This is a genomic window from Streptomyces sp. HUAS TT11, from assembly GCF_051553595.1.
In the GTDB taxonomy this organism is placed as follows: domain Bacteria; phylum Actinomycetota; class Actinomycetes; order Streptomycetales; family Streptomycetaceae; genus Streptomyces.
The window spans coordinates 305,407-330,849 of sequence record NZ_CP196184.1 but is presented as its reverse complement, the minus strand read 5'-3'; the positions used below and the strand labels follow the sequence as shown (position 1 = coordinate 330,849).

Annotated in this window: 22 protein-coding genes and 6 pseudogenes; 11 read left to right on the top strand and 17 right to left on the bottom strand. The window is 66.7% G+C overall.

Annotation, left to right across the window (positions count from 1 at the left end; all coding sequences use genetic code 11):
• Positions 1-45: 45 nt before the first annotated feature.
• Entirely contained in the window at positions 46-486 is a 441-nt protein-coding gene (locus ACSHXN_RS01715; RefSeq protein WP_355136445.1) for a DUF6086 family protein, read from the top strand.
• Between the two features lie 71 nt (positions 487-557).
• Here ACSHXN_RS01715 and ACSHXN_RS01710 read toward each other — a convergent pair whose 3' ends face one another.
• Entirely contained in the window at positions 558-776 is a 219-nt protein-coding gene (locus ACSHXN_RS01710) for a hypothetical protein (protein ID WP_355136443.1), read from the bottom strand.
• A 108-nt stretch (positions 777-884) separates the two neighbouring features.
• Positions 885-1,460, bottom strand: coding sequence for a hypothetical protein (locus ACSHXN_RS01705; protein ID WP_438302480.1), 576 nt, complete (start codon positions 1,458-1,460; stop codon positions 885-887).
• Between the two features lie 1,012 nt (positions 1,461-2,472).
• Here ACSHXN_RS01705 and ACSHXN_RS01700 point away from each other — a divergent pair.
• Entirely contained in the window at positions 2,473-3,057 is a 585-nt protein-coding gene (locus ACSHXN_RS01700) for a DUF4352 domain-containing protein (protein ID WP_438302479.1), read from the top strand.
• A gap of 63 nt (positions 3,058-3,120) precedes the next feature.
• On the opposite strand, the gene ACSHXN_RS01695 is transcribed toward ACSHXN_RS01700, so the two are convergent.
• The 4 genes from ACSHXN_RS01695 to ACSHXN_RS01680 form a co-directional block, all read right to left on the bottom strand.
• Complete coding sequence (locus ACSHXN_RS01695; RefSeq protein ID WP_355136437.1) at positions 3,121-3,471, bottom strand: hypothetical protein; 351 nt, start codon at positions 3,469-3,471, stop codon at positions 3,121-3,123.
• Positions 3,471-3,632, bottom strand: a complete 162-nt coding sequence (locus ACSHXN_RS01690; RefSeq protein WP_356114888.1) for a hypothetical protein — start codon at positions 3,630-3,632, stop codon at positions 3,471-3,473. The genes ACSHXN_RS01695 and ACSHXN_RS01690 overlap by 1 nt, the downstream gene beginning before the upstream one ends.
• A 222-nt stretch (positions 3,633-3,854) precedes the next feature.
• A complete protein-coding gene (locus ACSHXN_RS01685) occupies positions 3,855-4,358 on the bottom strand; it encodes a DUF4234 domain-containing protein (RefSeq protein WP_356114889.1) in 504 nt (167 codons plus the stop codon).
• Between the two features lie 415 nt (positions 4,359-4,773).
• Complete coding sequence (locus ACSHXN_RS01680; RefSeq protein ID WP_438302478.1) at positions 4,774-5,493, bottom strand: MFS transporter; 720 nt, start codon at positions 5,491-5,493, stop codon at positions 4,774-4,776.
• Between the two features lie 748 nt (positions 5,494-6,241).
• Here ACSHXN_RS01680 and ACSHXN_RS01675 point away from each other — a divergent pair.
• Positions 6,242-7,456, top strand: a complete 1,215-nt coding sequence (locus ACSHXN_RS01675; protein ID WP_438302477.1) for a hypothetical protein — start codon at positions 6,242-6,244, stop codon at positions 7,454-7,456.
• Between the two features lie 154 nt (positions 7,457-7,610).
• Here ACSHXN_RS01675 and tnpA (ACSHXN_RS01670) read toward each other — a convergent pair.
• Positions 7,611-7,978: pseudogene (gene tnpA / locus ACSHXN_RS01670) on the bottom strand (IS200/IS605 family transposase).
• A 51-nt stretch (positions 7,979-8,029) separates the two neighbouring features.
• On the opposite strand from tnpA (ACSHXN_RS01670), the pseudogene ACSHXN_RS01665 reads away from it, so the two are divergent.
• A pseudogene (locus tag ACSHXN_RS01665) lies at positions 8,030-9,228 on the top strand (RNA-guided endonuclease InsQ/TnpB family protein).
• A 122-nt stretch (positions 9,229-9,350) separates the two neighbouring features.
• Here the strand turns inward: ACSHXN_RS01665 and ACSHXN_RS01660 are convergent.
• Together ACSHXN_RS01660 and ACSHXN_RS01655 are read right to left on the bottom strand one after the other, a co-directional pair.
• Positions 9,351-9,773, bottom strand: coding sequence for a GlcG/HbpS family heme-binding protein (locus tag ACSHXN_RS01660; protein ID WP_438302476.1), 423 nt, complete (start codon positions 9,771-9,773; stop codon positions 9,351-9,353).
• A gap of 60 nt (positions 9,774-9,833) precedes the next feature.
• Positions 9,834-11,048 (bottom strand): MFS transporter, encoded by a 1,215-nt coding sequence (locus tag ACSHXN_RS01655; protein ID WP_438302475.1) that lies wholly within the window; start codon positions 11,046-11,048, stop codon positions 9,834-9,836.
• A 158-nt stretch (positions 11,049-11,206) separates the two neighbouring features.
• Here ACSHXN_RS01655 and ACSHXN_RS01650 point away from each other — a divergent pair, with 158 nt between their 5' ends.
• The 3 genes from ACSHXN_RS01650 (at position 11,207) to ACSHXN_RS01640 (ending at position 13,537) form a co-directional block, all read left to right on the top strand.
• Positions 11,207-11,677 (top strand): MarR family winged helix-turn-helix transcriptional regulator, encoded by a 471-nt coding sequence (locus tag ACSHXN_RS01650; RefSeq protein ID WP_356107088.1) that lies wholly within the window; start codon positions 11,207-11,209, stop codon positions 11,675-11,677.
• A gap of 343 nt (positions 11,678-12,020) precedes the next feature.
• Positions 12,021-12,818 carry a helix-turn-helix domain-containing protein gene (locus ACSHXN_RS01645; protein ID WP_438302474.1) on the top strand — a complete coding sequence of 266 codons (798 nt, stop codon included), beginning with the start codon at positions 12,021-12,023 and terminating at the stop codon, positions 12,816-12,818.
• Between the two features lie 59 nt (positions 12,819-12,877).
• The gene (locus ACSHXN_RS01640; RefSeq protein WP_355132447.1) at positions 12,878-13,537 is read left to right on the top strand and encodes a dihydrofolate reductase family protein; all 660 of its coding nucleotides are present in this window, start codon (positions 12,878-12,880) and stop codon (positions 13,535-13,537) included.
• Between the two features lie 194 nt (positions 13,538-13,731).
• Here the strand turns inward: ACSHXN_RS01640 and ACSHXN_RS01635 are convergent, their stop codons facing one another.
• On the bottom strand, positions 13,732-14,712 hold the full coding sequence (locus ACSHXN_RS01635; protein ID WP_356297391.1) for an aldo/keto reductase: 981 nt from the start codon (positions 14,710-14,712) through the stop codon (positions 13,732-13,734).
• A 437-nt stretch (positions 14,713-15,149) separates the two neighbouring features.
• Here ACSHXN_RS01635 and ACSHXN_RS01630 point away from each other — a divergent pair, with 437 nt between their 5' ends.
• Positions 15,150-15,602: a hypothetical protein gene (locus ACSHXN_RS01630; protein ID WP_356107096.1), complete on the top strand. Its 453-nt coding sequence runs from the start codon at positions 15,150-15,152 to the stop codon at positions 15,600-15,602.
• Positions 15,603-15,928: 326 nt separating this feature from the next.
• On the opposite strand, the gene ACSHXN_RS01625 is transcribed toward ACSHXN_RS01630, so the two are convergent.
• Positions 15,929-16,816, bottom strand: a complete 888-nt coding sequence (locus ACSHXN_RS01625; RefSeq protein WP_438302473.1) for a helix-turn-helix domain-containing protein — start codon at positions 16,814-16,816, stop codon at positions 15,929-15,931.
• A 29-nt stretch (positions 16,817-16,845) separates the two neighbouring features.
• Positions 16,846-17,559: a helix-turn-helix domain-containing protein gene (locus ACSHXN_RS01620; RefSeq protein ID WP_355132444.1), complete on the bottom strand. Its 714-nt coding sequence runs from the start codon at positions 17,557-17,559 to the stop codon at positions 16,846-16,848.
• Positions 17,560-17,974: 415 nt separating this feature from the next.
• Between ACSHXN_RS01620 and ACSHXN_RS01615 the strand changes: the two genes are divergently transcribed.
• A complete protein-coding gene (locus ACSHXN_RS01615) occupies positions 17,975-18,550 on the top strand; it encodes an RICIN domain-containing protein (protein ID WP_356107102.1) in 576 nt (191 codons plus the stop codon).
• Positions 18,551-19,088: 538 nt separating this feature from the next.
• On the opposite strand, the gene ACSHXN_RS01610 is transcribed toward ACSHXN_RS01615, so the two are convergent.
• From ACSHXN_RS01610 to ACSHXN_RS01590, 5 genes and pseudogenes are all read right to left on the bottom strand, one after another.
• Positions 19,089-19,559, bottom strand: a complete 471-nt coding sequence (locus ACSHXN_RS01610; protein WP_383359479.1) for a DUF5959 family protein — start codon at positions 19,557-19,559, stop codon at positions 19,089-19,091.
• A gap of 840 nt (positions 19,560-20,399) precedes the next feature.
• On the bottom strand, positions 20,400-21,377 hold the full coding sequence (locus tag ACSHXN_RS01605) for a hypothetical protein (RefSeq protein WP_438302472.1): 978 nt from the start codon (positions 21,375-21,377) through the stop codon (positions 20,400-20,402).
• Positions 21,355-22,722: pseudogene (locus tag ACSHXN_RS01600) on the bottom strand (M48 family metalloprotease); the annotation flags it as partial. The pseudogene ACSHXN_RS01600 and the gene ACSHXN_RS01605, both read right to left, overlap by 23 nt.
• Positions 22,723-22,921: 199 nt before the next feature.
• A pseudogene (locus ACSHXN_RS01595) lies at positions 22,922-22,984 on the bottom strand (hypothetical protein); the annotation flags it as partial.
• Positions 22,985-23,057: 73 nt separating this feature from the next.
• Positions 23,058-23,117 (bottom strand): annotated as a pseudogene (locus tag ACSHXN_RS01590) (hypothetical protein); the annotation flags it as partial.
• Between the two features lie 88 nt (positions 23,118-23,205).
• Between ACSHXN_RS01590 and tnpA (ACSHXN_RS01585) the strand changes: the two are divergent.
• Positions 23,206-23,563 (top strand): annotated as a pseudogene (gene tnpA / locus ACSHXN_RS01585) (IS200/IS605 family transposase); the annotation flags it as partial.
• Positions 23,564-23,822: 259 nt separating this feature from the next.
• Positions 23,823-24,935, top strand: coding sequence for a hypothetical protein (locus tag ACSHXN_RS01580; protein WP_438302471.1), 1,113 nt, complete (start codon positions 23,823-23,825; stop codon positions 24,933-24,935).
• Positions 24,936-25,443: the final 508 nt, after the last annotated feature.

Here is a 25,443-nt window from a genome sequence, read left to right as displayed (position 1 = left end):
CGGCTGGATACGCTCCCCTGTCATGACCAGCCGAAAGGTGCCGTGATGAGCCAGTACTTCGATATGGACGGCGAGACCCTGTGGAACCCATCCAACGGAGCTTCCCGTCTGTTCCGACGCCAAGTGGCGGTCTTCGAAGCAGAGCTAGAACTCTCATCGGGCATCGGGCCGATGGAGAACGACGAGTGCCAGATCGACCCGGCCACCTTGGAGATCTTCGTCAACGCCCTGCTGGCGCACCACCGAAGAACGAGCCATGCCATAGTGCTTGCGCTCTCCGAAGGGTTCACCGCCACCGTGCTGGTTCTCGCAGAGCGCGCCGGGATCAGGGTGGACTTGGCCCAGTTCGGATCCGCCCCTGATGGCGCACTCGAAGATGCGCAGGTTTCCACAGTCACAGGGATGTCCGCTCCGGCCGAAGGGCGTGCCTGGGGTGCGGGCTTGCGCGAGAAGGCTCGAGAGCTCGGGCAGCGCATGCCTCGCTGACCAGAGCAACCGCGACAAACCGATCGCTGGCCCACCGATGCAGTCACCAAAAGAAACGGTGTCTTAAGGCATCAGGTCAGCTGCCAGCCTCTCAAGCGATTGTCCGGGCCGACCTCGGCGGTCAGGGCCCTGCCTGGCAGCTGCCGAGGCTCGAGGCCCACCGCCTGTGCGATCTGCGCAGCCGGGTACCGTTCCGGCTCGGCGCGTTCCTCCTCCGGCACGTCCGCCACGATTTCGGCCTCGTCCCCGAAGAGCAGCAGCACTTTGACTCGTACGAGCTCGTCCGTCATGGCTCCCATGGTCCCCCAGGGTGTATCGGGCGGTCCCGCTTTTCATGCGTGGGGGCTGACACCTGCTGACCGCGAGGTGCTCTTGCCGTGAGTCTGGCGTGGACGCGGCTATCGCCACGTGGGGAACGGGTCCGGGCGCTTGCCCGTGGTGACGTCTCGGACCAGGGCGGCGACTTCCCGGGCCCCATCCTCGGTGGTTGGGGCGACAATGGAGCACGACTGCGAATATGGAACGTTTGCCTCCAGTTCCCAGCCCTTGTTGGCCCGCAGGGTCACGGCCAGCCCGGCTGTCCCGTCGAGGCCCCACGACGGCCCACCGGGTTCGGGTTCCACGGCGACGCCCATCGGTGTCACGGACCGGGTGACAGTCAGTCCCTCGTCGCCCAGGGCCGCCCGCAGGGCGGCGCGCAGGACCGCCAGTTCACTTGCCGTGCGGTCGCCTGTGGGCTGGCAGTAGCGGTCGGCGGCGGCCTCGGCGGCAGCGGTGGCCAGCCATCCGAATCCCTCGGCTTCCGTGGGGTAGCCGTTTCGCTCGCCGGTGTCGAGGAGGGCCTCGAGAAGGGTGGCGGCCTCGGCGATGACGGTCGGCCCGTACAGGGCCCGGTGCTGGCTGTAGACGATCCGGATGCGGCTGGCCGGAGCCAGGGTGATCTTCCCATTCGTCAGGACGACGTCCATGTCCATGTGGTCTTGCTCTTCCTGGGTCAAACGATCTCGAGGAGTAACGCGAAGAGGATCAGCGCGCTGACGAATACAAGCGCTGCGAGCTGCCCGGGTCTGGGCATTGTTCGCGGAATCTGTTCGATTCGCTTGCCGTCGGGATGGCGGTGGTGCTCATCACGATGCACCCGCCCGTTGTCGTCCGCTCGTCGTGCGCTGGCATACGGGCGGGTTCGGTACGGCGCGCGGGGCATCGGCAGGCGTACTGGCGCATGGTGCGGACTGGCTCCTCTCGTTCGCCGGCCGGGTGGTGGTAGCTGACCGATGAGTGCGTTCCCTCCGGTCCTGTGTGGCTCTCGGGAGAAGGCGGAAGGATGGTTGGAAGAGGGGTCGAGCCGGGCCGGGCAGAGCTGTTGCGACTCCGGGTCGGCCTGCGAACAGCCGGGCAAGCCTGACCTTGACCTGGCATCGGGGGGTCCCCGTGCCTCTCCACCTGCTTCTCGGCCAGGGCGTCTGCCGGCGTGCTCGAGCCGTCCGAATTGCAGGTGCGAGGTCTGTTCGATTGGTGCGCCGAGTACATGGAAGAGGTCGTCGATACGGCCGCCGGATCCTTGCCTCGGTCCGCGGCCTGGCCAGACGAGGTCGGCAGCCGACGCGTATGCGTCGACGGCACCATCCTCGGCACGCCTACGGCCTGCATGCCCTGCGCGTATTCATCGTCCGCGCGGGCATCGAAGCCCGGATCCGGGGAGACCCCGTTGCCGCGCCGGCCCCCAAGTCGTCGGCAGATCTGATCGGCTGGCGCAGTGGCGGCCCGGGAGAGCGGGGGAAACGCTTCGTCAGCGGTGGAGGCGGAGTCGATGACACGTGCGGTCTCCCACTGGAGGCGATCGGGCGGGGTATCCCCCTGGGTCAGGACGATCCCCGAGTGGAAAGAATGGGAGAGTGTGAAGTCGGTTCACGGAGATTGCAACCATTGCTTGAGTTGCCGCGTCCGTTAGGTGTGAATCGACTATCCCTTGGGGGGACTAGAACCATGAACGCGCGTACCAGACTTGCTGCCACATCCGCTGTGCTTGCTGTTTCGGCGCTGGCGCTCACCGCGTGCGAGACCGGCACCACCGTCAACGACAAGAAGAAGGCCCACGCCAGCGTGCCCGCCAATAGCGGCAAGAAGGCTGCGGCCAAGGAAAAGAAGAAGCCCGACGTGGCCAAGGTCGGCGACACCATCGGTGTGACGGGCATGGAGGGCGGCAAGCTCGACGTTACCGTCGTCAAGGTCGTCGACAACGCCAAGCCCGGCGACGAGTTTACCGAGCCCAGCGTCGGCAAGCGCTTCTACGGCGTCCAGTTCCGGCTCGTCAACGCGGGCAAGAAGGCCTACAGCGACAGCCCCTCCAACGGCGCCCAGATCAGCGACGCCCAGGGCCAGCAGTTCCAGGCGACGATCGCCGACATCACGGCCGGACCGTCCATGTCGTCCGACGTACGTCTCAAGCCCGGCGCCAAGGCCCTCGGATGGATCGTGTTCGAGGTCCCGAAGGGCGTGAAGCCGTCTGCCGTCCAGTTCACGATGGACTCCGGATTCTCCGACGACACTGGAGAGTGGAAGCTCAACTGACTCGGTAGGGGAGGCCCGGCCGCTGCGACGACCGCTGGAACGGAAGGCGTGCGGCCGGGCCATTCATCTGATCGTCAAGAACCGCCCAAGTGCGGGAAAGTCGGAATCAGCACCGTGGCCGTGAAGTGCACGCGGGACCGATTGGCGGCAGATCGACGACCAGCGGAACGGGTAGACGTCACTAGTGTCTGCGGGCGTCGCCTGCTTCTTGGCCACCAGGCTCTCGAGGGCGGTGCGCACCACGGTGGTTGTGATGCCATGCTCGGAGTGAGTCGTCTCTAGCCCGGTGCCGATTTCCGCCGCCGATCTGCGAAAGGCACGCTGACGGCTGCCAAGATCTCCCTGACCCGCACCAACCAACCCAACCACTCTGTTGCGGGGTTGCGTTGGTTCGGTCAGCTCGACCGTGGTCATCAGGTCGGCGCGGCGCCCTGTTCGACCTGGGCCGGACGGACCCAGCCCTGCACGGCTTCCTTGTGGATGCCCAGGTATCGCGGGCCACATGGACGACCGGACGGGCGGGCCTGGACCGCCCGCTCGCGCAGTTCGTCGGAACACTTCCGTGGTTCAGGCATCGGACCTGTGTTCTCCCGTCTGCCGAGGCGATCACGCCTGGCTTCAGGACCACGACCACATCCGGTGCAGTTCAGAGCCTGGGCCGGTTCCGGGGCGTTGGAGGTCGGCCGACGTCGACCGACAACGATGGAAGCCCACGGCATCTGAGCTGGTCAGATGGCGTGGGCTTCTCGAGGCCCGCTGGTCAGCGAGGCCGCCGATCCGTACATCGGCTACTGAATTCAGGCGGCCAGAGGCACCTCGGTGCCCGGAGCAATACCCGGATAGGCGTCGACGACCAGGTTGAGCTGGCGCTGCATGTACCAGATGTTCAGGCCGAAGACGAACGTCAGCCACGTGCTTACGGCGGGGCTGCACGTCACGGGCAGGCCTGCCGCACGCTGAGCGTTCGCAATAGCCTTGCCGGTGTTGTGGTAAGAGACGAGCGGAGCGATGACGGTCCAGCCCAGGAAGATCAATACCAGTACGCTGCCCGCCGGGCTGAGGGTCTGGCGACGGTCGAATGCCTGCAACTCCTTGTGGATCTTGTAGTACCACACCAGCTGATAGATTCCGAGGGTGATGAGCGGCAGGCCGAGCCACACCGCGACGGGTCCGCGGCGCTTCATGGCCAAGCCGGCCACACGGGTCGCGACAGGGGCACCGGCAGTGCTGGGCGCGACGGTACCTCCGGCCGGGCTCGGAACGCTCTGGTCGGACTCGGTCGTGGACTTGATGTCGTCCATGTGATCGGCTCCATTTGCGGGTTCTGGTTTCAGCCGCAGCAGCATTGCAGGAAGCAAAGGAAGCGTGAAGGCGGTTGGGGATCCTATGACGGTTCGTCACATCATTGTGATCAAGCTCGGCCGGCAGGCATCGCGCAGAGCCTTCGAGGTGTCAACTCTCCACCTCCTCAAGCCATCCGAAAAAGTTGGCGCCGACTCCCCGAGCCGCCGACGACGTTGAGCCGAGCCCGGTCAGCCGGCCGACGAAGGCTGGGTATGCAGCCCCTGTCTGGACCCTGACGTGGGCGCCGGCGTCGGTCCGACATCCACGTCAACGCACCGAGAACCGTCGCGCACGTGGCGCCGTACATGCTCACGGCGGTCAGGAGCGGGGAAGTGACTCACGCTGCCGCTGACAGTCTCCTCACATCTGGGCTCACTGGGTGCATTGCGGTGCTGGCCGAGGTCGACGTGTTCCTCGTGGGTCTCGTGACGAACAGGACCTTTTTCCCGGAGACAGCCTGGTCGCCCCGCTCGATGGGGACTCTTGAAACCAGGAGTGGTCCGGGAGGATCATCCAAGCGGAAACAAGTGTCAGGGTGACCGGTTCACCTATGCGGGGTACCAGCGGCGGGGTCTGAGGAGATCTGTGGAGAAGGTCCTTCTTCTCCGCGTCGGCCAGCTCGGCCTCGACGTCGACCTTCATGCCGTACTTGACGATCAGTTCTTCGGCCTCCGCGCGCCGTCCCTTGCTGACCAGCCATCGCGCCGACTTCGGAACCCCACCCTGCAGCGCCAGGCAGATGGCGGCGATGATCGCGCTGCTGTCGAGCGTCCAGCGCCAGCCCCCGTCCACGTGGGCCAGCCCCGCGCCGACGATGGTCGCCACCATGTAGCCGACGTACCAGCTGACTTCCAGGCTGGCCAGCAGGCGCCCGCGGTTGCGGCACGCAGCGTACTCGGACAGCAACGGGGCGCCCATCGCGTACTCGCGGCCGACGAAGATGCCGATCAGCGGAGAGGCTCCGACCAGGCCCTGCCACAGGGTGGACAGGTGCAGGTCGGTCGTGAGTGCGGCAAGAGCCATGCCGATGCCGCCGATGATGTAGCCGTCGAGGCCTTCACCGATCTGCGTGGCGAGCTTCAGTTTGATCAACAGCCGCCTGCGATCGCGATCAGCGGCGGTTGCTCTATATGAACCGGGGGTTTTCCGACGGGCGTCATCGCCATGTCAGGCCGTCCTTGTCATCGAAAGTTCGATTGTCCTTGGTGGCGCTGGGCGGACGGTGACGCAAGACGCGGGCTACCCGTCCGGGCTGCCATGAAAGCAAGGTCGGCCGGGGGCGAGAACAAGATCGATCCGCAGATCGCAATCATGGTTGCGCCAGCGGTAACCCCGCAGGATTCGATGCCTCGGTTCCGATCTTGGTGCTGAGCAAAGCCGCCGTTCGAAAGTGGTCGACTCGCCTTGGGCACCCCCCACCCGTCCGCAGTGGCCGAGAAGCGGCTGGCGGCTGAGGACCGACCACCCGGGCGGGGCAAACTTCAAGCCTCGGGGTCCGCGTCGCGCGCTGCTCTGCCAGACTCGAGGACATGGCGAAAAACGGTGGCCGCCGTACCTCGGACGACGGCAAACGATCGGGCCACCGTTGGCCGGGTCCTATGCCGTTGCCGGGTCGTGTGCTGCGCCAGTTTCGAACGCTGCGTGCTGAAGACGGCCATAGCCTCCGCCGAACAGGCATGACCGGGCGGCTGCTTGGGTCAGGGGTGATGCAGGCGCCGGCGGAAGGTACGCAACTTGGAACGGTTGCTGTTTCTGACATATGTTCCGGCATCCAGCACGCTGCCCTACTGCGGCGGCTTGCGGCGATAGAACACACGGGAAGAGCAGGTAGGAAGAAGCAGTGGAACACAGCGATTCCCCCGCGGTACTGCCCCAGGTCGCCAGCCTGGTGGCACGCGGTGGCGACCTGAAAGGCGAGTTGGTGGACTTCGCGCAAGGTCCCCGCTTTGCCCGCCGGTTGGATGCCCGGTTTGAGGAGGCAGAAGACCGGCTCGGCGCCTTGGACGAGATGACAGCCATCGAGATCATCGATCACTTTGTGCTGCAGCACGAGCTTGCGGACGGCTCGACGGTCCTCGAGCGGTTCGTGGCGCAGCGGCGGCCTCCGCTGCGGGAGGACGAGCGGGCGATGGTGCTCGGCTGGCGCGACGTGGTGGAGGGAGCCTTCGAGGTACAGCGCTTCGAAGGAGAGGCCGTTGTTCTGCACAACCTGCTCGATGACCTCGTCTACCGGGTCTACTCCAATCTGGGCAGCGACGCCCTTGGCCACCTGAGTACACGGATGTTCGTGACCGCCCGCATCGTGCCCGTCCACCCGGACACCGACGCCTGGCTCATCAGCGGCAACCTCGCCACCTACGAATCGGGCGACGGACCGCAGCTGGCACACGCAGTAGTCCAGAACCTTGCGGGCAACCCGCAGTTGCTGCGCCGTAATCCCGCGTTGCTGCGCCGCGCCTGGGAGATGCAGGCCGAAGCACGCGCCGACTTCATCGAGGTGTTCGGCACGGACCTGCTCGTCCTGGATCCCGACGAGGTGGCCGTGCGGATGCGGGAGTACCACCGCCATCGGCAGGACAAAGTTCTGGCCGAACTCGACGACGAGAGCGCAGCGCAGGCTGCACGCGGTGGGCCCTCCCTCGACGAACTCAGCAGCTTGCCGGAAGAGTTCCGCGACGCGGACACCGTCGCCGTGATCTATGACGAGACCGAAGGCCTGTGCTACTACGCCGACTTCGGCCATCTTGAGGCACTGTTCGCCGATCCCGACCTGGCCCGTGACCGCACCTACCTGCGCCGACTACGGGAGTACCTGACCGACGACTCCGTCGCTCCCATGGTGATCCGCCGTTTGGTCCAGCGGCATCCCGAGAACGCTGATGCCGTCTTCCGCGCACTGCTACGCAAGCCCGCGTTCGCCTGGGAGCGGGACGGGGAGGAACTGCTGCGCCGGCGCAAGGCGAAGCACTTCCGCCACGAGCCCCTGCCCGGCACCACCCCGATCGGCGACCGCCTTGCGGAACTCCTGCGCAAGCAAGGACAAAAGCGGCGATGAGGCCCGCCCGGCGTCGAACTCGACGGCATGGTCGCGGCAGCGCAGATCCATCCCTGATCTTGCGTGGGTATCCCCGGCTTCAGTCGGGGAGGGACACGCATCCTCGGGCCGGAGGCGTGTAGCGCCGGAGTTCGCTGTGTGTCTTCGGTGACGGTCAGGTGGGCTGCTTCTGGCCTTCGATGTACTGACGGACGATGTTGAGCGGTGCGCCGCCGCACGAGCCGGCGAAGTATGAGCGGGACCAGAACACGGAGCCCAGCCCGATGCGGTTGACGCGGGCGGTGTACTCGGCGCGCAGGTACCGGGAGGTGACGCCCTTGAGGCTGTTGATCAGCTTGGACAGGGCGATCTTCGGCGGGTAGTGCACGAGCAGGTGTACGTGATCGCGTTCGCCGTTGAACTCCTTCGGCTCTGTCCCGAAGCTGCCGCATACCTGCCGCATGATCTCCTCGCACCGCTTGAGCATGGCGTCATCGAAGACGTCCTTGCGGTACTGGTGACGAACACCAAGTGAGCGTGCAGACGCCAAGGGTAGTGTGATCTTCGAAGCTGACCAGGGAGGGGGTGGGCGGGATGATCCGTGCGTACACATTCCTCATGCGGCCCACCGTGGGCCAGGCGGGCGCGCTTGCCGAGATGCTGCGTGAGCATTGTTCTCTCTGCAACGGGGCTTTGCAGGAACGCCGTGGCGCCTACCGGCACACCTCGAAGACCACGGTCCGCTACGGGCAGCAGTCCGCTCAGCTCAAAGACATCCGTTCCTTCGATCCCGAGCGTCAGGGGCGTTGGTCGTTCTCAAGTCAGCAGGCCACCTTGCGCCGGCTGGACAAGGCGTTCGCTGCGTTCTTCCGGCGCGTGAAGGCCGGTGACAAGCCGGGATATCCGCGTTTGCGGTCGGGCAGGCGGTTCGACACCGTGGACTTCCCCAAGGACGGCGACGGCTGCCGCTGGGATTCAACCCCGCACGATCCGATCACCCGCGTGCGCCTCCAAGGCGTCGGGCACGTCAAGGTCCACCAGCACCGTGCGGTGATCGGCAAGGTCAAGACGATCAGTGTGAAGCGGGAAGGTCGCCGCTGGTACGTCATCCTGACCGCCGAGCAAAGCGCGCCCAAGCCGCTTCCCGCGACCGGCAGCGTGGTCGGCGTCGACATGGGGGTAGCCAACTTCCTTGCCGACTCAGGCGGTGGGTTCGTGTCCAACCCCCGCCACGGCGCCAAGGCCGCCGCCCAGCTCGAAGCCGCACAACAGGTCCTCGCCCGGTGCGAGCGAGGGTCCAAGCGCCGCCGCAAGGCGGTCGAACGCGTCGCGACCCTGCACCGCAAGGTCCGCCGTCAGCGCCTGGACCACGCACACAAGGCCGCTCTCGACCTCGTGCGGGAACACGACTTCATCGCGCACGAAGACCTCAAGATCCGCAACATGAGCAAGGCCCCCGCACCGAAGCCGGACCCCGAACAGCCGGGCGTGTTTGTGCCCAACGGGGCCGCCGCGAAGGCCGGACTCAACCGCTCGATCGCTGATGCCGGATGGGGGTGTTCCTCGCGATCCTGGCCGCCAAGGCGGAAGGAGCCGGACGGCAAGTGATGGCGGTGGACCCCCGTAACACCTCACGGCAGTGCCCCGAATGCGGGCACACCGCCAAGGAGAAACGGCCCACCCAGGAAAAGTTCCACTGCCTCTCGTGCGGCCACTCAGCGCACGCGGACACAGTGGGCGCGATCAACGTTCTACGGTCCGGGCTGGTCCGTCGCAACGCCAACCCGGCATAGCGAGAAGCCCCCTCATCCATGAGGAGGAGGAGTCACGCCTACGACGAGTACGAACAGCTCACTGACACTGATGCTGGAGCTGTCGGCCCCGTCGGTGCCCGGCCCATACGGCTGAGGTGTTCTCAGGCGAGGGTGTCGAGTGCCGTGGCGGCGAAGCCGTGATCCTGCTCGGGGGTCCCGCCGCCGACACCGATGGCGCCGATGAGGCGGCCGTCGCGATGGACGGGCAGGCCACCGGCGATGAACAGCAGCGGCCGGTCGAGGGCGGTCGGCAGGCTGTGGAACGGGCCGTCGGGCTTGACCAGGTCGACGAGGTCGGCGGTCGCGGCGTTCAGCTGGAGTGCGGTGTACGCCTTGCGGGTGCTGGTCTCGCCGGAGATCAGCACGGCGCGGTCGTCGCGGCGGAAGGCGAGGAGGTGACCGCCGGCGTCCAGAACGGTGACGCTGACGGTGGCTCCGGCCGCCTCCGCGGCACGACGGGCGGCGGTGACCAGACCCTCCGCGTCCTGAGTGGTCAGAGGGGCGACGGTGGCGGGGGTGCTCATGGTGTGTTGCTCATTTCGTTCGTGGTGTCCGGGTTCTGGTCGGGCCGGGTCTGCCCGGGGTCAGTGGCCGATCGGGACGCTGGTCTGCTGAGCCTGCGTGGAGCCGACCACGACGCTGCTGGAGGCTCGGCGGGTGCGGCCGTTGAGGAACGCCGCGAGGAAGGACAGCAGCAAGGCGGTGCCGGAGAGTAGGGCACCGACCCAGTTCGGGGAGGTGTAGCCGAGTCCTCCTGCGATCACCACACCACCGAGCCAGGCTGCCAGCGCGTTGCCGAGGTTGAAGGCGCCGATGTTGGCGGCCGAGGCCAGCGTCGGGGCGGCCGGTGCCTGGTCGAGAACCCACTTCTGCAACGGCGGCACCGTGGCGAAACCGAGCGCGCCGATCAGGGCGAGGGTGATCGCGGCCAGCACCTTGTTGTGGGCGGTCGCGGTGAACAGCAGCAGTACGGCAGCCAGGGCCGCCAAGGTGGTGAAGAGCATCGGCATCAGGGCGCGGTCGGCGAACTTCCCGCCCAGCAGGTTGCCGAGGAACATGCCGATGCCGAACAGGACGAGCAGCCAGGTCACGGCGCCCTCGGCGTAGCCGGTCACCTGGGTCATCATCGGCGTGATGTAGGTGATCGCCGCGAAGACACCGCCGTAGCCGAGGACGGTCATCGCCATGGCGAGCCAGACCTGCACATTCTTGAAGGCGGCGAACTCGGTGCGGATGTTCGCGGCCTGGGGCCTGCCCTGCTCGGGGACGAGCTTGGCGACGCCGAGGAAACCGATGACGCCGAGGACGGCGACGATGGTGAAGGTGACGCGCCAACCGGTCACCTGCGCGATATAGGTGCCGGCGGGTACGCCGACGATGTTGGCCACGGTCAGGCCCATGAACATCAGCGAGATGGCCGAGGCCTTCTTCTCGGGAACCACCAGGTCGGCGGCGACCACGGAGCCGATGCCGAAGAACGCGCCGTGGGCCAGCGAGGCGACGATCCGGCCGATCAGCATGACGCCGAAGCTGGGCGCGAAGGCCGAGAGGGCGTTGCCCACGACGAACAGACCCATGAGGAACATGAGCATCTTCTTGCGGGACACCTTGGTGCCGAGCACGGTGAGCAGCGGAGCACCGATGACGACGCCGAAGGCGTAGCCGGAGACCAGCCAGCCGGCGGTGGGGATGCTGACGCCGAAGTCCTCCGCGACCTGGGGCATCACGCCCATGATCACGAATTCGGTGGTGCCGATCCCGAAGGCCCCGATGGCCAGGGCCAGGAGCGCGAGAGGCATGGGCGGAGACCTTTCAAGTGATTGCGTCAGATGCTTACGTTCCAGCACAATAATTGCAGACGCTTGATATATGCAAGCGCGCGATATGTTGCATCGGGGTTGCCGTTGTATGCAAGTATTGATAGTGCGGGAGTGGCCCGCCGCCGAAGGAGGCTCCTGTGACCGCCACCGACCCGGCGCTCTCCGCCCTGGCCCAGGGCTGGTACGCGCTTTCCCTGCTGCACGGCAAGATCGAGGCACATCTCGAACGCGTACTGGAAACCGATCACGGTCTGAGCGCCCGCGAATACTCACTGCTCGACGTGCTCAGCCGACAGCACGACGGAGAGGGAGGGCACCTGCAGATGAAGCAGGTCGCCGACGCGGTCGTCCTCAGCCAGAGCGCCACCACCCGCCTCGTCACCCGACTCGAGGACCGAGGTCTGCTGTCCCGTTACCTGTGCCCCACCGACCGCCGAGGGATCTACACCAACGTCACCGACGCCGGCACAGAGCTGCTCGAGGCAGCCCGCCCCACCCACGACACCGCACTGCGGGCAGCACTGGCGCAGGCAACTCAGGATGTCAGGCTCGAACCGCTGGTCCGGGTTCTGCAGGCGTCGCCCACCCCGGTCGCTCTCGCCGTCTGAACGGAGAGCGTCCTTACGGTCGTCCTGAAGGCTTCGCATGGACACCTGCCGGACCCGAAGGCGGTACCCGGTGAAGCCCTCGCCCGTGTGAAGGCGGCCGGGGTCAACCCGGTCGGCTGCAAGCTCACCGGGGCTGTCTTGGCGCCGTCATGGACACCGGCTCTCCGCTGACACCCGGCCGGCGCGTGGAAGGCGTCGTCGAGCAAGTGGGCCTCGGAGTTGCCGCAGATCGACGTAATCCGGAGCTGGACTCGTGGCGTCGCGTACCCCGGGGTCCAGGTTGCCCGGGCGGTAGCGTGCTGTGCAGCTGACGACGGCGAGTGACGCCACGAAGAGGGTGTCGATGGCCTGGGTCGCCGGCACACGTTCCCTGCGTTCCGGGAACCTCAGCAGTTGGAGGATCGAGGAGGTCATGGTCTTGCGGTTCGAGCATCGCGGCACCGAGACGGATGCGACCGTCGTCGACCGCGTGTGGCGTACCCGCAGCGACGCCGAGGACACGATGACATCCGCGGCGCGGACCTGCTGCCATCTGATCCTCTCGTGGACGCAGGGACGCCTGCTCGCGGGCCTGCGCGGGCCGGAGACGAGGGCGAGTTCCGCGCCGGTCCCGCCGGACACCGAGTTCCTCGGGGTCCGGTTCGCGCTCGGCACGGTACTTCGGCCGCATCCTCCCGCCTCGATCATTGACGGTTACGTACCGTTTCCGGTGACGGACACGGGCAGGATCGTCGTCGGCGGTGAGGACTGGGAGGCGCCGACATTCGAGAACGTCGGGCAATTCGTCCGGCGACTGCAGGACGCGGGTCTGCTGGTGGGATCGCGCCTGGGCGACGAGGAATACGCCGCCGAGCGTCCCGGGGCCGGCCCGACCGAGCGTACCCTTCAGCGTCGCTACCGTGCGATCACTGGACTGTCGCGAACCGCCGTGACGCAGATCGACCGCGCGAACGCCGCAGCCACGATGCTGCGCAACGGTCACGACTGGCGCAAGGTCGTCGAGACGCTCGGGTTCTTCGACCAAGCCCACCTCGCCCATGCGCTACGTCGTTACGTCGGGCGCACCGCACGCGAGCTGCAGACGGGCGACCATGCCGCGATGTCGTTCCTGTACAAGACCCACTCTGGGCCCGGTAGCTAGCTTGAGCCTGCCGGCCGGCCCTGGTCGGCTGTCCGCGACTCACATCCCGGAGGAGAACCGTGCTGCTCAGCGTCAACACCTTCGTCAGCCTCGACGGCGTCATGCAAGGACCTGGAGCCCCTGACGAGGACCGATCCGGCGGTTTCGACCGCGGCGGGTGGCTCGTCCCGCACGCCTCGGCGCACACCAACAATGTCGTCGAGAGCTGGTTCCGCGAGGCCGGCGCGTTTCTCTTCGGCCGCACGAGCTTTGGCCTGCTGGGCGGGTACTGGCCGAATGTCACCGAGCCTGACAACGTGATCGCGACCAAGCTCAACGGGCTGCCGAAGTACGTCGTCAGCTCGACACTGACTGACGAGGAGGCCGACTGGACCCCGACGACGGTCCTGCGCGGTGAGCCGGTCGACGAGGTACGCCGCCTCAAGGAGCTGCCCGGCAAGGAGCTCCAGGTTCATGGAAGTTGGAAGCTCGTGCAGACATTGCACCAGGCAGGACTCGTCGACGTGTATCGACTGCTCCAATACCCCGTCGTCGTCGGGACGGGGAAGCGTCTGTTCCCTGGCGGATCGACGCCTGCGACATTCGCAGCCGTCGCAGAGAGCTCGCGCCTACTGCCGGGCGGCGTCGTCTCGCTGACCCTCACCCCCGCGAGCCTCGGCGCGATCTCCGCGGGCGCGTACACCGTTGCCCAGGGGCGCTCGGCGACGGTACTCCACTGATGCGATGAGGGGGGCGGGGCCGCTCGGGGGAGAGATGGTGTTGACTGCACGGATCGGTGGCAGCACCAAAAACGGATGAGCCCAAGTCTTGATCGACTGCCCGTCGGGTCGACCTCGGGTCGCGCCGATTGGGGCACCGGTCGGACGCCGGAGAGTGAACTGCACGGTCCCGCTCGCACCGGCGCAGTGACCCCTCAGGTGTGCCCGAGGATCGGATGCGGTCGATACGGCGCTTCGAGGCGAGCCATCTCCTCAGGACTGAGGTGGAGGTTCACCGCCGCCGACATGTCGTCGATGTGGTGGGGCTTGGTGGCGCCGACGATCGGTGCGGTCACACCTGGTCTGTGCAGGAGCCAGGCCAGAGCGACCTGGGCAGGTGGCACGCCCCGGTCCGCGGCGACGGACCGCAGGACCTCGATGACGTCGAAGTCCGTATCGGCGTGGGCGTCGAAGCGGGAGTCGGCCAGGGGATCGGCGGCTGCCCGGAGTGTGCGCCGCTCGTCGGCACGGGTGCGGTTGCCCGCGAGCAGGCCGCGGGCGAGCGGACTGTAGGGGATGACCCCGACGCCCTGGTCCAGGCAGTGCGGGATCATCTCGCGTTCCTCCTCGCGGTACAGGAGGTTGTAGTGGCTCTGCATGGAGACAAAAGCGGTCCGGTCCGCGGCGTACTGCGCCTTGGCGAACTGCCACGCGTACATGCTGGAAGCGCCGATGTAGCGCACCTTCCCGGCCTGGACGAGGCTGTTCAGCGTGGACATGGTCTCTTCGACCGGCGTGGCCGAGTCGAAGCGGTGGATCTGGTAGAGATCCACGTAGTCGGTGCCGAGCCTGGTGAGCGAGGCGTCGATGCCCGCGAGGATGTGGTTGCGGGACAAGCCCTGCTCGTACGGGCGCGGTCCGGTGGGGAAGTAGACCTTGGTGGCCAGGACGTAGTCCTCCCGGCGACTGAACAGCCTGGCCAGCAGCCGCCCTGTCAACGTCTCGCTGGTGCCACCCGCATAGCTGTCGGCGGTGTCGAAGAATGTCACGCCCATGTCGACGGCCCGTCGCACGATCGGCAGTGCCGCATCCTCGCGCAGTTGCCACTTACGGGCAGGTTCGTCGCCGTAACTCATCATGCCCAGGCAGATCCGCGAGACCGTCAAGCCCGACGTGCCCAGTTGTACGTACTTCATGCCTTCATTCCTCTGGCTCTCGCATACGAGATGACGCCTTCCCAGGGGCCTCCTGCCCTCGACATCGGCACCACGGACCGCCCACATTCAGTCTGCGAAGCTTCGGGCGGCGCCGGAACCTGCGGGCAGCCACCCGTCTTCAGCGGACACCCCACCCGGCGACGCTGCTCTGCACAACGAGAGCTGATCCCGAACGGCACCTCACCGTATGCATGACGCGCCTCTCGATCACAACCCGGCGTGCGAGGCCAATCCCGGTGTGTCCCTCGACGGTGCCGTCTCAAACTGTATTGCCGCAGGTCTGCCGGCGGGGCGTCCCGAGAGGTCGTCACCTGCCCAAGTTGCCTGGCCTTCCGTCCGACACCTCCTCATAGTGAAGGCGACGCCGGGGCTGTGCCGACGGTCGCACACCCCACTGCATCGAGAGGAGCCGCAGAATGACCATCTCCGTACGCATGACGGCACTTGCCGCCACCGCAACATTCGCAGGTCTCGCCACCTTCGGACTCGCCGTACCCGCTGCCGCCGTCACACGTGCGGCGGCCCCGACGAGCTCGTACACCTCCGCCGTCCATCCCGATGGATATGAACCGAGCTCCCGCATCCAGCGAGGTCGCTGTACTGGGTGGGTCACCACGAAGAAGGTCAGCGGTCGCTGGAACGCTCAGGGGGTGCTGCGATCCAACAACGCCCACTGTGAGATGTACCTTGCTCGCAAACACGGCAGTGGCAGCTACAAGCCGGCCTCGAACGCCTACCTCTCGCAGGCGGGTGAGGACCAGACGTGGCGCACCGGGTTTCACCGGGATGACAAGGGGTACAAGGCGCGGGTCTGCATCTCCGACATCGATTGGGGCGACCAAAAGTTCTACTGCGGCAAAGGCATCTGACCCGACCACACCGCAACCGGCGTAGTTGACGGCGCCGGTCAGAGACCGATGTGCGCGAGGACAAACGCGGACCGGATCTCGAAGGCCCTCATGACGTGGTGGTCGCTGTGCGACTCGGCTCGTGCTGTGTCGCGCCGGAAGTGCGTCACGGAAGTTCTCCGAGGACAGCGGTGGATGACGGGCTTGTCCAGGTCGCGGTGGACCGAGTGGACCCTGTTGTGCACTGCCGTGCGGTAGGCGATACCGCTTCCGAGGTAGGCCTTGGCCGCACTCTTGGGCCGTGGTCCGTGGTCGGCGTCCGAGTCCGGTACCTGTTTGAGGCACGGTCAGCCGGTGCTCCCGAAGCACTCCCGTCCTGGATGACCGGCGGAGGGGTAGTAGCACGCGCGTAGGCGCGAGGGCTGGGGAGCGGTGATCATGGTCGTCGTCAGGATGCCGCTGTCGGCCGGCCGTGCAGTTTCGGTGGCGCTTTGGGTGTTCGCGTGCGGGCCGCTGATCTTGATGCGGAAGCCAGGGTGCAATGGCCAAGCGCGGATCCATCCGGCGCGGCAGCTCGGGCTGAGCCGGATCTCGAGCCGGGTGCCGTCGGCTGCCGTGTGGGAGGCCGTGGTGATGGGATCCTCACATGCCGTCGTACGAGGGTTCCTGCCTTCGCACGAATGCAGCCGGCAGACGGGTGGGCGGGTGACGGTCCGCGTGCCGGTGGCGCGGGAGGCGTGGATGACGGCGGCCGGCGTGACCATCGCCGCGCACAGCAGGAGGACGACGGCAGCGGTACCCAGGGGGCGTTCGTCGATCAACGCGGAGGCTGCAAGGAGCACTCTGCGGACGCGGCCGACGCGTTGGGCGGAGGGCGAGTTGTCGAGTAGAGCGGCATCCACGGCGGCCGCCGGCAAGGATGTTCGGTCAGAATGGGCAGCCGTCGGTTGCCCACGTCCGCTCCAGACCGCGTCCGCCAACGCCCACCGCGCCAGGAGTTCCTTCTCGGGCCCGTGTGCCGCCCTGCACAGGGCTTGGACGGCCTGCCGGGGTGGGAACTGCTTGCCATTGAGGTAACGCTCCCAGGACGACTTGCTGATGGCTGTAGCCTGGGCCAGTTCGGCGAGAGTGCAGCCACTGTCGTCTTTGAGCTTGCGCAGGTCGGTGACGAGATGTGAGCAAGCGGCGGGCAGATGATGGGGCAGACCTCCCCAGCGAGCCGCAGAGTGCGCCATTCCCCCGGTCCTTCTTTCCGTGTCGTTGGCTATCGCACATGCCGCAGTAACGCCCATGTCCGTTCGCCGACCGTCCCGTCGACCGGAACATGATCCAGTCGCTGCAACCGTCTGACCGCCGACTCGCTGTGTTCGCCGAAATACCCGTCCACGTCGCCGGGCGACAGCTTGTGGCGTAGAAGCAGGCACTGCACCTCCGCAGCGTCGGGGCCCGTCGTGTTGCGCATCACCAAGCGGGACGTGGTGGTGCTGTTCCCGGCGAACAGCTGGTCACCGTGCCTGGCATATCTGCACGTGTACGTCCCGACGCCTGCCACGCCCGTTGCCGGAGTCTGCTTGTGCCAAGGGTCGGTGATCAACAGCACCGAGGTGACCGCAGAAATCAGCAGCACACCGGCGGCGAGAGACAATGCCGCTGTCCGGATCTTTGGATCCCGCTCCATCGCCACGGGACGGCTTTCTGCCGGCTCCGCCTCAGAGCTGGTCGAGGCTCTGTGCGCGGCCTCCCGTAGGGCCGACAACGGCGCGTCATCCGCACCAGCCATCCGGGCCAGCGCTTCGACGGCGGCCTGAGGCGGTAGCGCCTTTCCGTTGAGATACCGCTCCCACGAAGAGCTGCTGAAAGGCGTTTTCGCCTGCAGTGACTTCAGGCTCAGCCCGCTGTGATCCTTCAGCCGCCGCAACTCGACCACCAGCTGCGATGCATGCGGATCAAGCGACTTCGGCAGCTCTTTCCACCTCACCACGCCTCCCCGGCAGCCCTTGCGTCCAGCAGGAGCTGCGGCCCGCAGGTTGATGACCTGTTGTCAGACTGCACCTGTTCGGGCACCCCCGTAGCGGGTTCTCCTGCCTGCCACTCGTTCGTGCGGCGGAATCCGGTCACTCCAGCAAACGGCTTGAAAGTCCCGTCCCGATCGACGGCACGCGCTCCCGAGAACACGTCCCTCGGTTGCGTCCTGGCAGCTCGGCGTCCGGGACGTCCCGGGACGTCCCGGAGTCGTCAACGTCCCTACGAATGCACCGCGCTTGTTCGGCACGCTAGTGATGACGCCGGACGTCACGCCCGGAAAGGTACGCAGCGGGGCGGGGGCTCGCCGTGTCGTCCCCGGTACGACACGTTCACCACTCAGGGCAGATCAGAGGAGAAGGGATCGGATCATGCAGGTACACAAGCGGCTTGTGCTCGTCACGGCAGCACTCACCGTGGCCGGCGGCCTTGCTGCGGCCGTTTCCGCCGAGGCGGAAACCCCGGCTTCCGTTGCAGCACACGGAGCACGGACGACTGAAGGCGCGCTGCGCTTCCCCGGTACCTATCAATGGCTGCCGGAGCACTTCAGCGGCCCGTGCATCACCGCCCACGGAGGCGTACGCAAGGGGGCGAAGATTGACCAATACCGCTGCGTCGGGCAATCGAACCAGAAGTGGTACGTCGAGGCGCTCGACTTCCACAACGCGTACCGGATCCATCCGGCGCGCAAGATGGGCCTCTGTGTGGACATCCCTGGCAATTACCGTAAAGGTACCCAGCTCATTCTGTGGAACTGCAACGGCCGCACCAACCAGAGTTTCGTCTTCAACTGCGGCTCACGGCAGCGCAACTGTCAGATCTGGCCATATGCGGGTGGGCAGCACACCAAGTGCCTGGCTGTGAAGGGCGGAAAGACGGCCAACAACACCCCTCTCGTCCTGTGGCGGTGCAACGGGGCCCGGGACCAGAAGTTCACCTTCCGCTGACCGGCCTCTGTCCTGGCCGACGGGCGACTGGCCGGCGCTTCGGCCCGGAGCGGACGCTCCCGCACCTGTTGCGTAGGCGTCGTGCAGGTAGTGCACTGTGAATACAACCGGCGCTTCATGACCCAACGCGCCCAGTTACACCCCACTGTGATCAGGGCCTCGCACGCCGTGTCCATCTCTCACCCCCATGCCGTGGCCGACCTGATCGAACAGGCCGCCACCGCCACCACCCGCTGAACGACACCGCCGGCGCGCCGAGCTGTCGATCTCAGCACTCACCGGCCGCCGGCCCCTCAAGCCCGGGGACGGCGGCTGATGCAGCCTCCGCCGACAGGTGGTCATGGCTCGCGCCGTATGGCGCAACGGGGCGATGTCCTGCAGATGCAGCAAGGAACCGTCAGCCGCGATGTCGGCTCTGCTGTTGCTGGTTGTCGGACCGCAGGCCGGCAACCAGAACAACGCTCATTGAGAGACGCGACGCCCTCAGTCTGTACGTACTGAACTCGACAGCGTGATGTCGGCTGCTTGGATCAGGTGGTCACCGCTTGCGGTCGGGGCTCCACTTGTAGGCTCCTGGGGCCGTCTCGATGACTTCGCGGGGCCAGGTCAACCGGACCTGTTCCAAACGCTCGCGGTGCTCAGTGATCCAGTCTCCGTGGGGTCGGACTCCGAGGATCGCCGTGAGGCGATCGGGGTCGCTGACTTGGATCGACAGCCAGCCGTCCCCGTACATGTGGATGTCGAGGTTCAAGCCGCGGTCCCCGCCGATACTGGCTGTCTGGCCTGGTCCCAAGTGCGACAGTGCTTGCTCCCAGGAGTCCAGGTCGTCCTGGAACAGGTAGAGGTCGAGCCGGGCGTCGACAAAACTCGCGGAGGCGAGCACGTCCGCGCGCACAATGTCGTGACCGGTCAGCACGCCCGGCTGAAACCGTCCCGTGACGCGCACGATGCAGCGGTTCCCGTCGTGATCGGTGAGATGGATCAGATCCACCGGAGCGGGTTCCGTCATGTCGTTGCTCGCTTTCGTGCGCTGGCGGGAGCTGCATCCTCTCCTGTCGCGGGTCGCGCGACACGGCCGGGCCGGGGCTGGGAGAGTCGCATGCCCAGGGTCAAGCCGGTGCCGGCGAGACAGCCGTCAATCACGTCCGGTCGGTACTGGAGCCTCATGAGCCGGTGCATGACCGAGCGGGTGATTTCACTGAGGCTGGCGGCGGCGAGATTGCCGATGTCACGCTTGACCAGAGACCAGACGCGCTCGGTCGGGCTCAGATCGGGGGCGCAAACCGTGCCGTCCGAAGCCCTTCGGGTGGTCCTTGGGCCCGGTGTACTCCCGGACCGCGTAGAACAACTGGGCCCGCTCGGTAGACCTGTAGCAGGTCATGTCCACCATCGGCACTCACACGGAAGTGCGGCGGCCGTGCACCCGCACGCCCGGCGTGTAGCCCTGGCGCCCCCAAGTCCTGGTAGGCGGCGGAGCCATCGACGCCCGGTCTTGTCCTCGAAGACGATCCAGGCCCCACGCTCCGCAGCGATGCTCTTACCCGCGGCCGCGGCCGCGGCTGTTCTCGCGTGTCGAAGAACTCGCCGAGGTGTCGGTAGAGCGTGGTCACGGCTGCCGTATCGGTCGGCTGGTTGAGGGGGTGGGATCCATCCCCCGGGGGCGAGGTGGGGGATGAGGATGGACCAGGTCAGGTCGTTTCCTGCGCCGCGGCGGACGACGGGCCGTTCTGGAAGCCGGCGAGCACCTGCACAGCTGTGTCGTGGCTGCCGTAGCGGCAGGCACTACTGCCGAGGGGGAGCGGTGGGGGCCTCGAATCTGCTGGCCCAGCGATGGAAAGCGTTGTAGGCGTCAATAGCCCGGTTGAGTCTGGTATTGACGGTGTCCGCCTCTGCGAATGTGGGGTTCTGTGCGGAGGCCACGCAGGCTTCGTAGGTGCTTTCGAATCGTTCGAGGAATTGTGTCCAGAGCTGCTGCCCCTCCGCGACCGGGACGAAAGTACGCGCTGGCTTTCCGCACCAGTGCTGAGAATCCGCCGCAAGTCTGTGGGACCTGTGCTGCGTAGACCGAAAGGAAGTCCGCGGGCGGGGCGTCGAGTGCGGCCTTGAATCCCTTCCTCAGGTCGTTTCTCGCAGCAACGGTCTGGGAGAACAGGTCCACGTCGCCGGCCCGTGCCCACGCCAGGAGTTGGAGTCGTGCAGTCTCCACCGACACTCTTGGCGTCGTGTCCTCCGCCCACAGATCGGAGGCGGACACGGTGGTTGATGTGTCGCGGGATGTGGCGACCGCGATGGTCGCCTGGGCTGTGACGGTTGCGACTTGAAGAAGCGCTGCGGTGACGATGGCAGACGCTGTCAAGCGCCGCGCGAGTTGAGCGCGGCGGCTGGTTTTGGTGATGGCCTCGGTCTTGACCTCGGCTCGAGAGCGTCGCGGTGACGGGAAGACTCCGAGGGCGGCGGCGGTCAGAGCAGCCAGGACCAACGCCGGCCCCAGTGGTTGCCCGAGCGCAATCGGGTTTCCCGGCCACGTGTCTGCAGGGTTTTCCCAACGGCAAACCGTTCTTTCGACGTTCAGCGGTCCGAAGCATCCGTCAGCGGTTCGCAGCGCCCATTCGCCCACGGTGCCGGTCAGGGTCGCGATGCCTGCCGCGATCAGTCCCCGCAGCAGTGGATAGCGGCTTACCCCGCGCAGTGCGACCACCGCTGCCGTCAGAACGCCCGTACCGCACAGGACGAGTTTGATCTCGGCGAGGTAGTCCAGCATGGCCGCGGCCGGAACCCGGTCCGGGCCGGTGGAGAGCCAGGCGTCAGAGTGCGCCGTCACCGCCATGACGAGGAGCAGAGCGGTGCAGCAGACTGCCCCGCCGATCAGCCCTGGCCGCAGGACGTGGACCAGTCGGGGCGGGACGCCGGGAAGCGGCGCCGGATCGGGGACCTCGGGGAGAGCACGGGTGAGCCATGCCGGGGCCGCGTACCGGTGGGCGGGCGGCACCCCACAGCGCCAGCGGCACAATCCACAGCAACGGCAGGCCCCACCAGAGCGTGTCGGCCGCAGCGTTGTGGCCGGGCAGATTGAACAGCACTGCATCGATCTGTGAGGGAAAGCTCGGATGCAAGGTAGGTACGCCGGTCAGCCCGATTGCCTTCAGCGTTTGGCTCGTCGAGTAGAACCAGCCAGTGGCCAGCGTCAGGCCCTCCGTGTTCCACCAATTGAGGGTGTAGGAGAGGAGTAGCCAAGGCGGCGCGATTCCCCACAGCATGGCCCATCGAAGGGTGTGTCCGCGCGCAGTCCGTATCCGGAGTTCGGCGTACTGGGCGGTCCAGACCAAAGCGAGAACGCATACTGCGACAAGGATCAGCAGGGCCTCAGGATGGGTGGGCAACCAGCGGTCGTTGACCAGAGGGTCGGTCATTTCGGGGACGATGAGGCCCGCGCCGAACCACAGTCCGGCGTTCCACCCGGTCGGCACACGTCGACCGGTGAGCACTGCATACGTGACGGCGCGCCACAGCAAGGCCCCCGTAATGGTCATGGTCAGACCCGCGAGAAACAACGCCTGCACGCGAATCTTCAACAAGGATGAACCAGGAAGGTTGTGCAACCGGACCGAGGCCATACCGGTTGCTGCGCCGGTGAGAAACATCGGCAGCGCGCTGGACTGGAACACGGGGGCCGGGTCGGTCAGCGAGCGGTGCCGAATGGCCCAGGAGGGGTGTGTGCGCCACAGCCCTCGGAAAGCGGCCCAAGCGCGTACGCGGTAGCTTGGGCCTGCTGTGTTGCCCGCTGCGGCCGGGAAGCCGGAGTGCCGACTCGCGCCGCGCCGAGCGGCGGTCAGATCAGCGTGGATCTCACGGGTACGCAGGATGTCCGCACGAGTGAGGTAGACCAAGAGACTGATGAGAAACGGCTGGGCGATCACGTGTGCGTAGGCGTACGCCCGCCCCCACGAGGTGGGCACGGTGCTCACGGCAGCACCGTAGGCGAACGTGACGATCTGGGGCAGCAGGACAAGCACGAGGAATGTGCGCCACATGGCGACGGTCGCGTAGGTGATGCCCACATCGCTGTTGTAGACGTGTGCGAGTTCGTGGAGCACGACGGCACGGAACCCGGCGGGATCGGTGTGGCTCTTGACGAGCAGTCCGCCGTCCAGGCTGATCGTGGCGCGCCGGCTGGTTCCGAAGACGACAGCGCCTGTGGTGGCCGCATGCCGTCCTCCTGACGGCGCGCCACCTCACCTACCGCCCCGTCAATAACCTCATGGCCAACAACAGCTGGTCCTCGACGGGGCCCAGGTCGAGGTCGGCGACGAATCGGACCACGGCGGCCGAGGCGGTGTCGAGTTCAAGCACGACCAGGGTGTTCTCGCCGGCCGGATCGAGTAGGGGGCCGGGGACGAACAGTGTTCGCTGTGATCCGCGCGACCAGTACCGTCCGAGGCAGAATCCGTGGTGGCAGCCCTCCGTTGGTGAGCTTGGCGCAGATGTACGGTCCGGCCGGACGAGTGTGCATCCCCTGGTCGGCGATCGTCCGCAGGAACCGGTCGAGGTCGAGTGCCCCGGAGTCCACCCAGTAGCCCGGCCTCGGTTTGTGGAGGTTCCACGGTACGTAGGTGGTGACGCCGCCGTACGGTCACCGTCCACGCCGCATCGGCCACATGCTGACACGCTGCGAAGAGATCGAGGGGAAGGTCTGCCAGAACTTCGAAGCGGGGTTGAAGGAGTTCAACAGTGAACGCGATCACGTCCACCTCCTGGTGCACTGCCCACCCAAGGTGGCAGTCTCAAAGCTTGGTCAAAAGTCTCAAGGATGTACCCGCCCGCCGGATCCGGCAGGAGCTCACCGGCCGGATCAACCGCGCCGTCGTGCACGGGCACCTGTGGTCGCCCTCCTACTGCTGCGCGTCGTGCGGCGGAGCACCATTGTCGATCGTGCGCCAGTACATCGAGCAGCAAGAACGTCCGCTCTACGGTGCACGTCAGAGCAGCTTTGAGATGCATTCGTCCCCGGCGTGAACGCCGGGGCTTTCTGCGAGGAACTCGGTAACCGAGTCCGGCGACGGGGATGTTGTCGGTGTTCGGCTTCGGGGCCGCTGGACGTTCGGCCCGACGGGCCGCCGTGGTGGTGAGCCACCAGGACACGCGCACACGACGTACACCCACAGAACCGACCCTCCGAACGGGAGAGTAGGTTCCCCTTCAAGCGTCGGGCGATGTCATAGGCGTGTCGTACTGTTCGCCGCATACAGAGATCCGCCCTACCCGGGAGAGTTCCGTGTCCCCTGTCGCCGCCCGTCTGGTCGCCACGTTGACCGCGCCACTGCCCGCCTCGGAGGCACAGGCACCAGAACTCTCACGGCCGGCCGGCCGGACGGCGTTGTCGCAGCGTGGCGACCGGGAGGCACTGTGGGTCCCTCTGGACGACGAGTACGCGCTCGGTACATCTGAAGAAGCGACGGTCAGGTTTCCGGCGCCGTGGCCGCAGCGGAGGGGAACGTGGGCCGTGGCGCCGGACGGAAGCCTCGCCGTCTTCGCGGGCGTGCACGCTGTACGGGCGGTGGAGCCGTCTGGAACCGTGCGCTGGGAGATCCGACACGGCTGCTGGTACGGCGCCTGCCAGGAGATGCATCAGTCGTACGAAGAGTATGCCGACCGGCCTGATCACAAGTATCCGGAGCGCGGTTCGGCCGGGTTCTCGTCGGACGGCCGGCTGGTGTGGGCACATGTGCGTGGCCCGCTACCGGAGGGCGAGCTGGAGGACGGTGTGATCGACGAGTGGCTGGTTGTCTCGGCTGACGACGGTCGTTTGCTTGCCCGGGTGGACGCCCTCGCCGCGGCGGCCGGAAGCGATCACCTGGCCCATCCGGACCCTGGGCAGATGGGGCTGAGCATCGGGGAGGGCCAGGACGGGGCGCCACTGCGCTGGGGGCGCTGGGACGGTCGGACCCTGACCGTGAACTACTTCGACGGCCAGGACCTCGCGCTGATCGGGCTCAATCCCTCGGGCGAACGCTTCATGACCGTGTCCCATGACCAGGTCACGCTCGCGGTGCACAACACCGCCGACGGGTCGGTGCTCGGGCAGTGGGACGCTGAGTCCGATGTCCCGCGCCATCCGGAAGCCGAACCCGAGAACGACGAAGTCTGGCCCGCCTGGGACTGGGCCGGCGGCTTCCTGGACGAGACTTCCTTGATCGCCGGCACCGTCGAGAGCGACGAGGAGTGGGGTGCGGGTCGCCACTGGCTGCTTTCGACAGGACAGCAGACCCCCGAGCAGATCACCTATCCGTTCCCTGTGACGAGCGCCGCCCAGGCCCTGGCCGACGGCACCTGGTACACGTACACGACCTCCGACTCCGGAGTGATACACCTATGGACCCGCGCCTGAGCCTTTTCCCTGCCGGCACGGCCCGAATCCCCGCTTGAACCGGCCGCTCCTCTCGAGACCGTCTGCCAGGCATCTCACTTGGGTCGCGCGCGAAGTAGAGGTTGACTTCCCGCGGCGGTGACGACGTTTCCGCGGGGTCCGGCCTAGCCGGGCCCCCACGCGGCCCGTGCGCGGCCCCGACGACGTGGTTGCCCAGCTGCTCGCACAGGCCCGGAACCCAGACGGCCAGTGACCCGCATGCCGTGCTACCGCTGGAAAGGCACCGGGTGCTCGGCCTCGTCGGACCCGGAGAACACGATTCCTTCGAAACCCGGTCCGACCCCGCAGAGCCCGAAAAGGACAACGCCGCCCGGCCACCAGCGCGCTTGAAAGCTTTCCGGGTCAGGGAATCCCAGCAAGATCAATCTCGCGAGGATTTCCCGTACCTCTGACCAACCGTCACTCCGCTTGCGCAGTCGTCACCGGGAGGGTGCAGCCGATCTCGGGGGGCATGGCCAGTCGGGTCCGG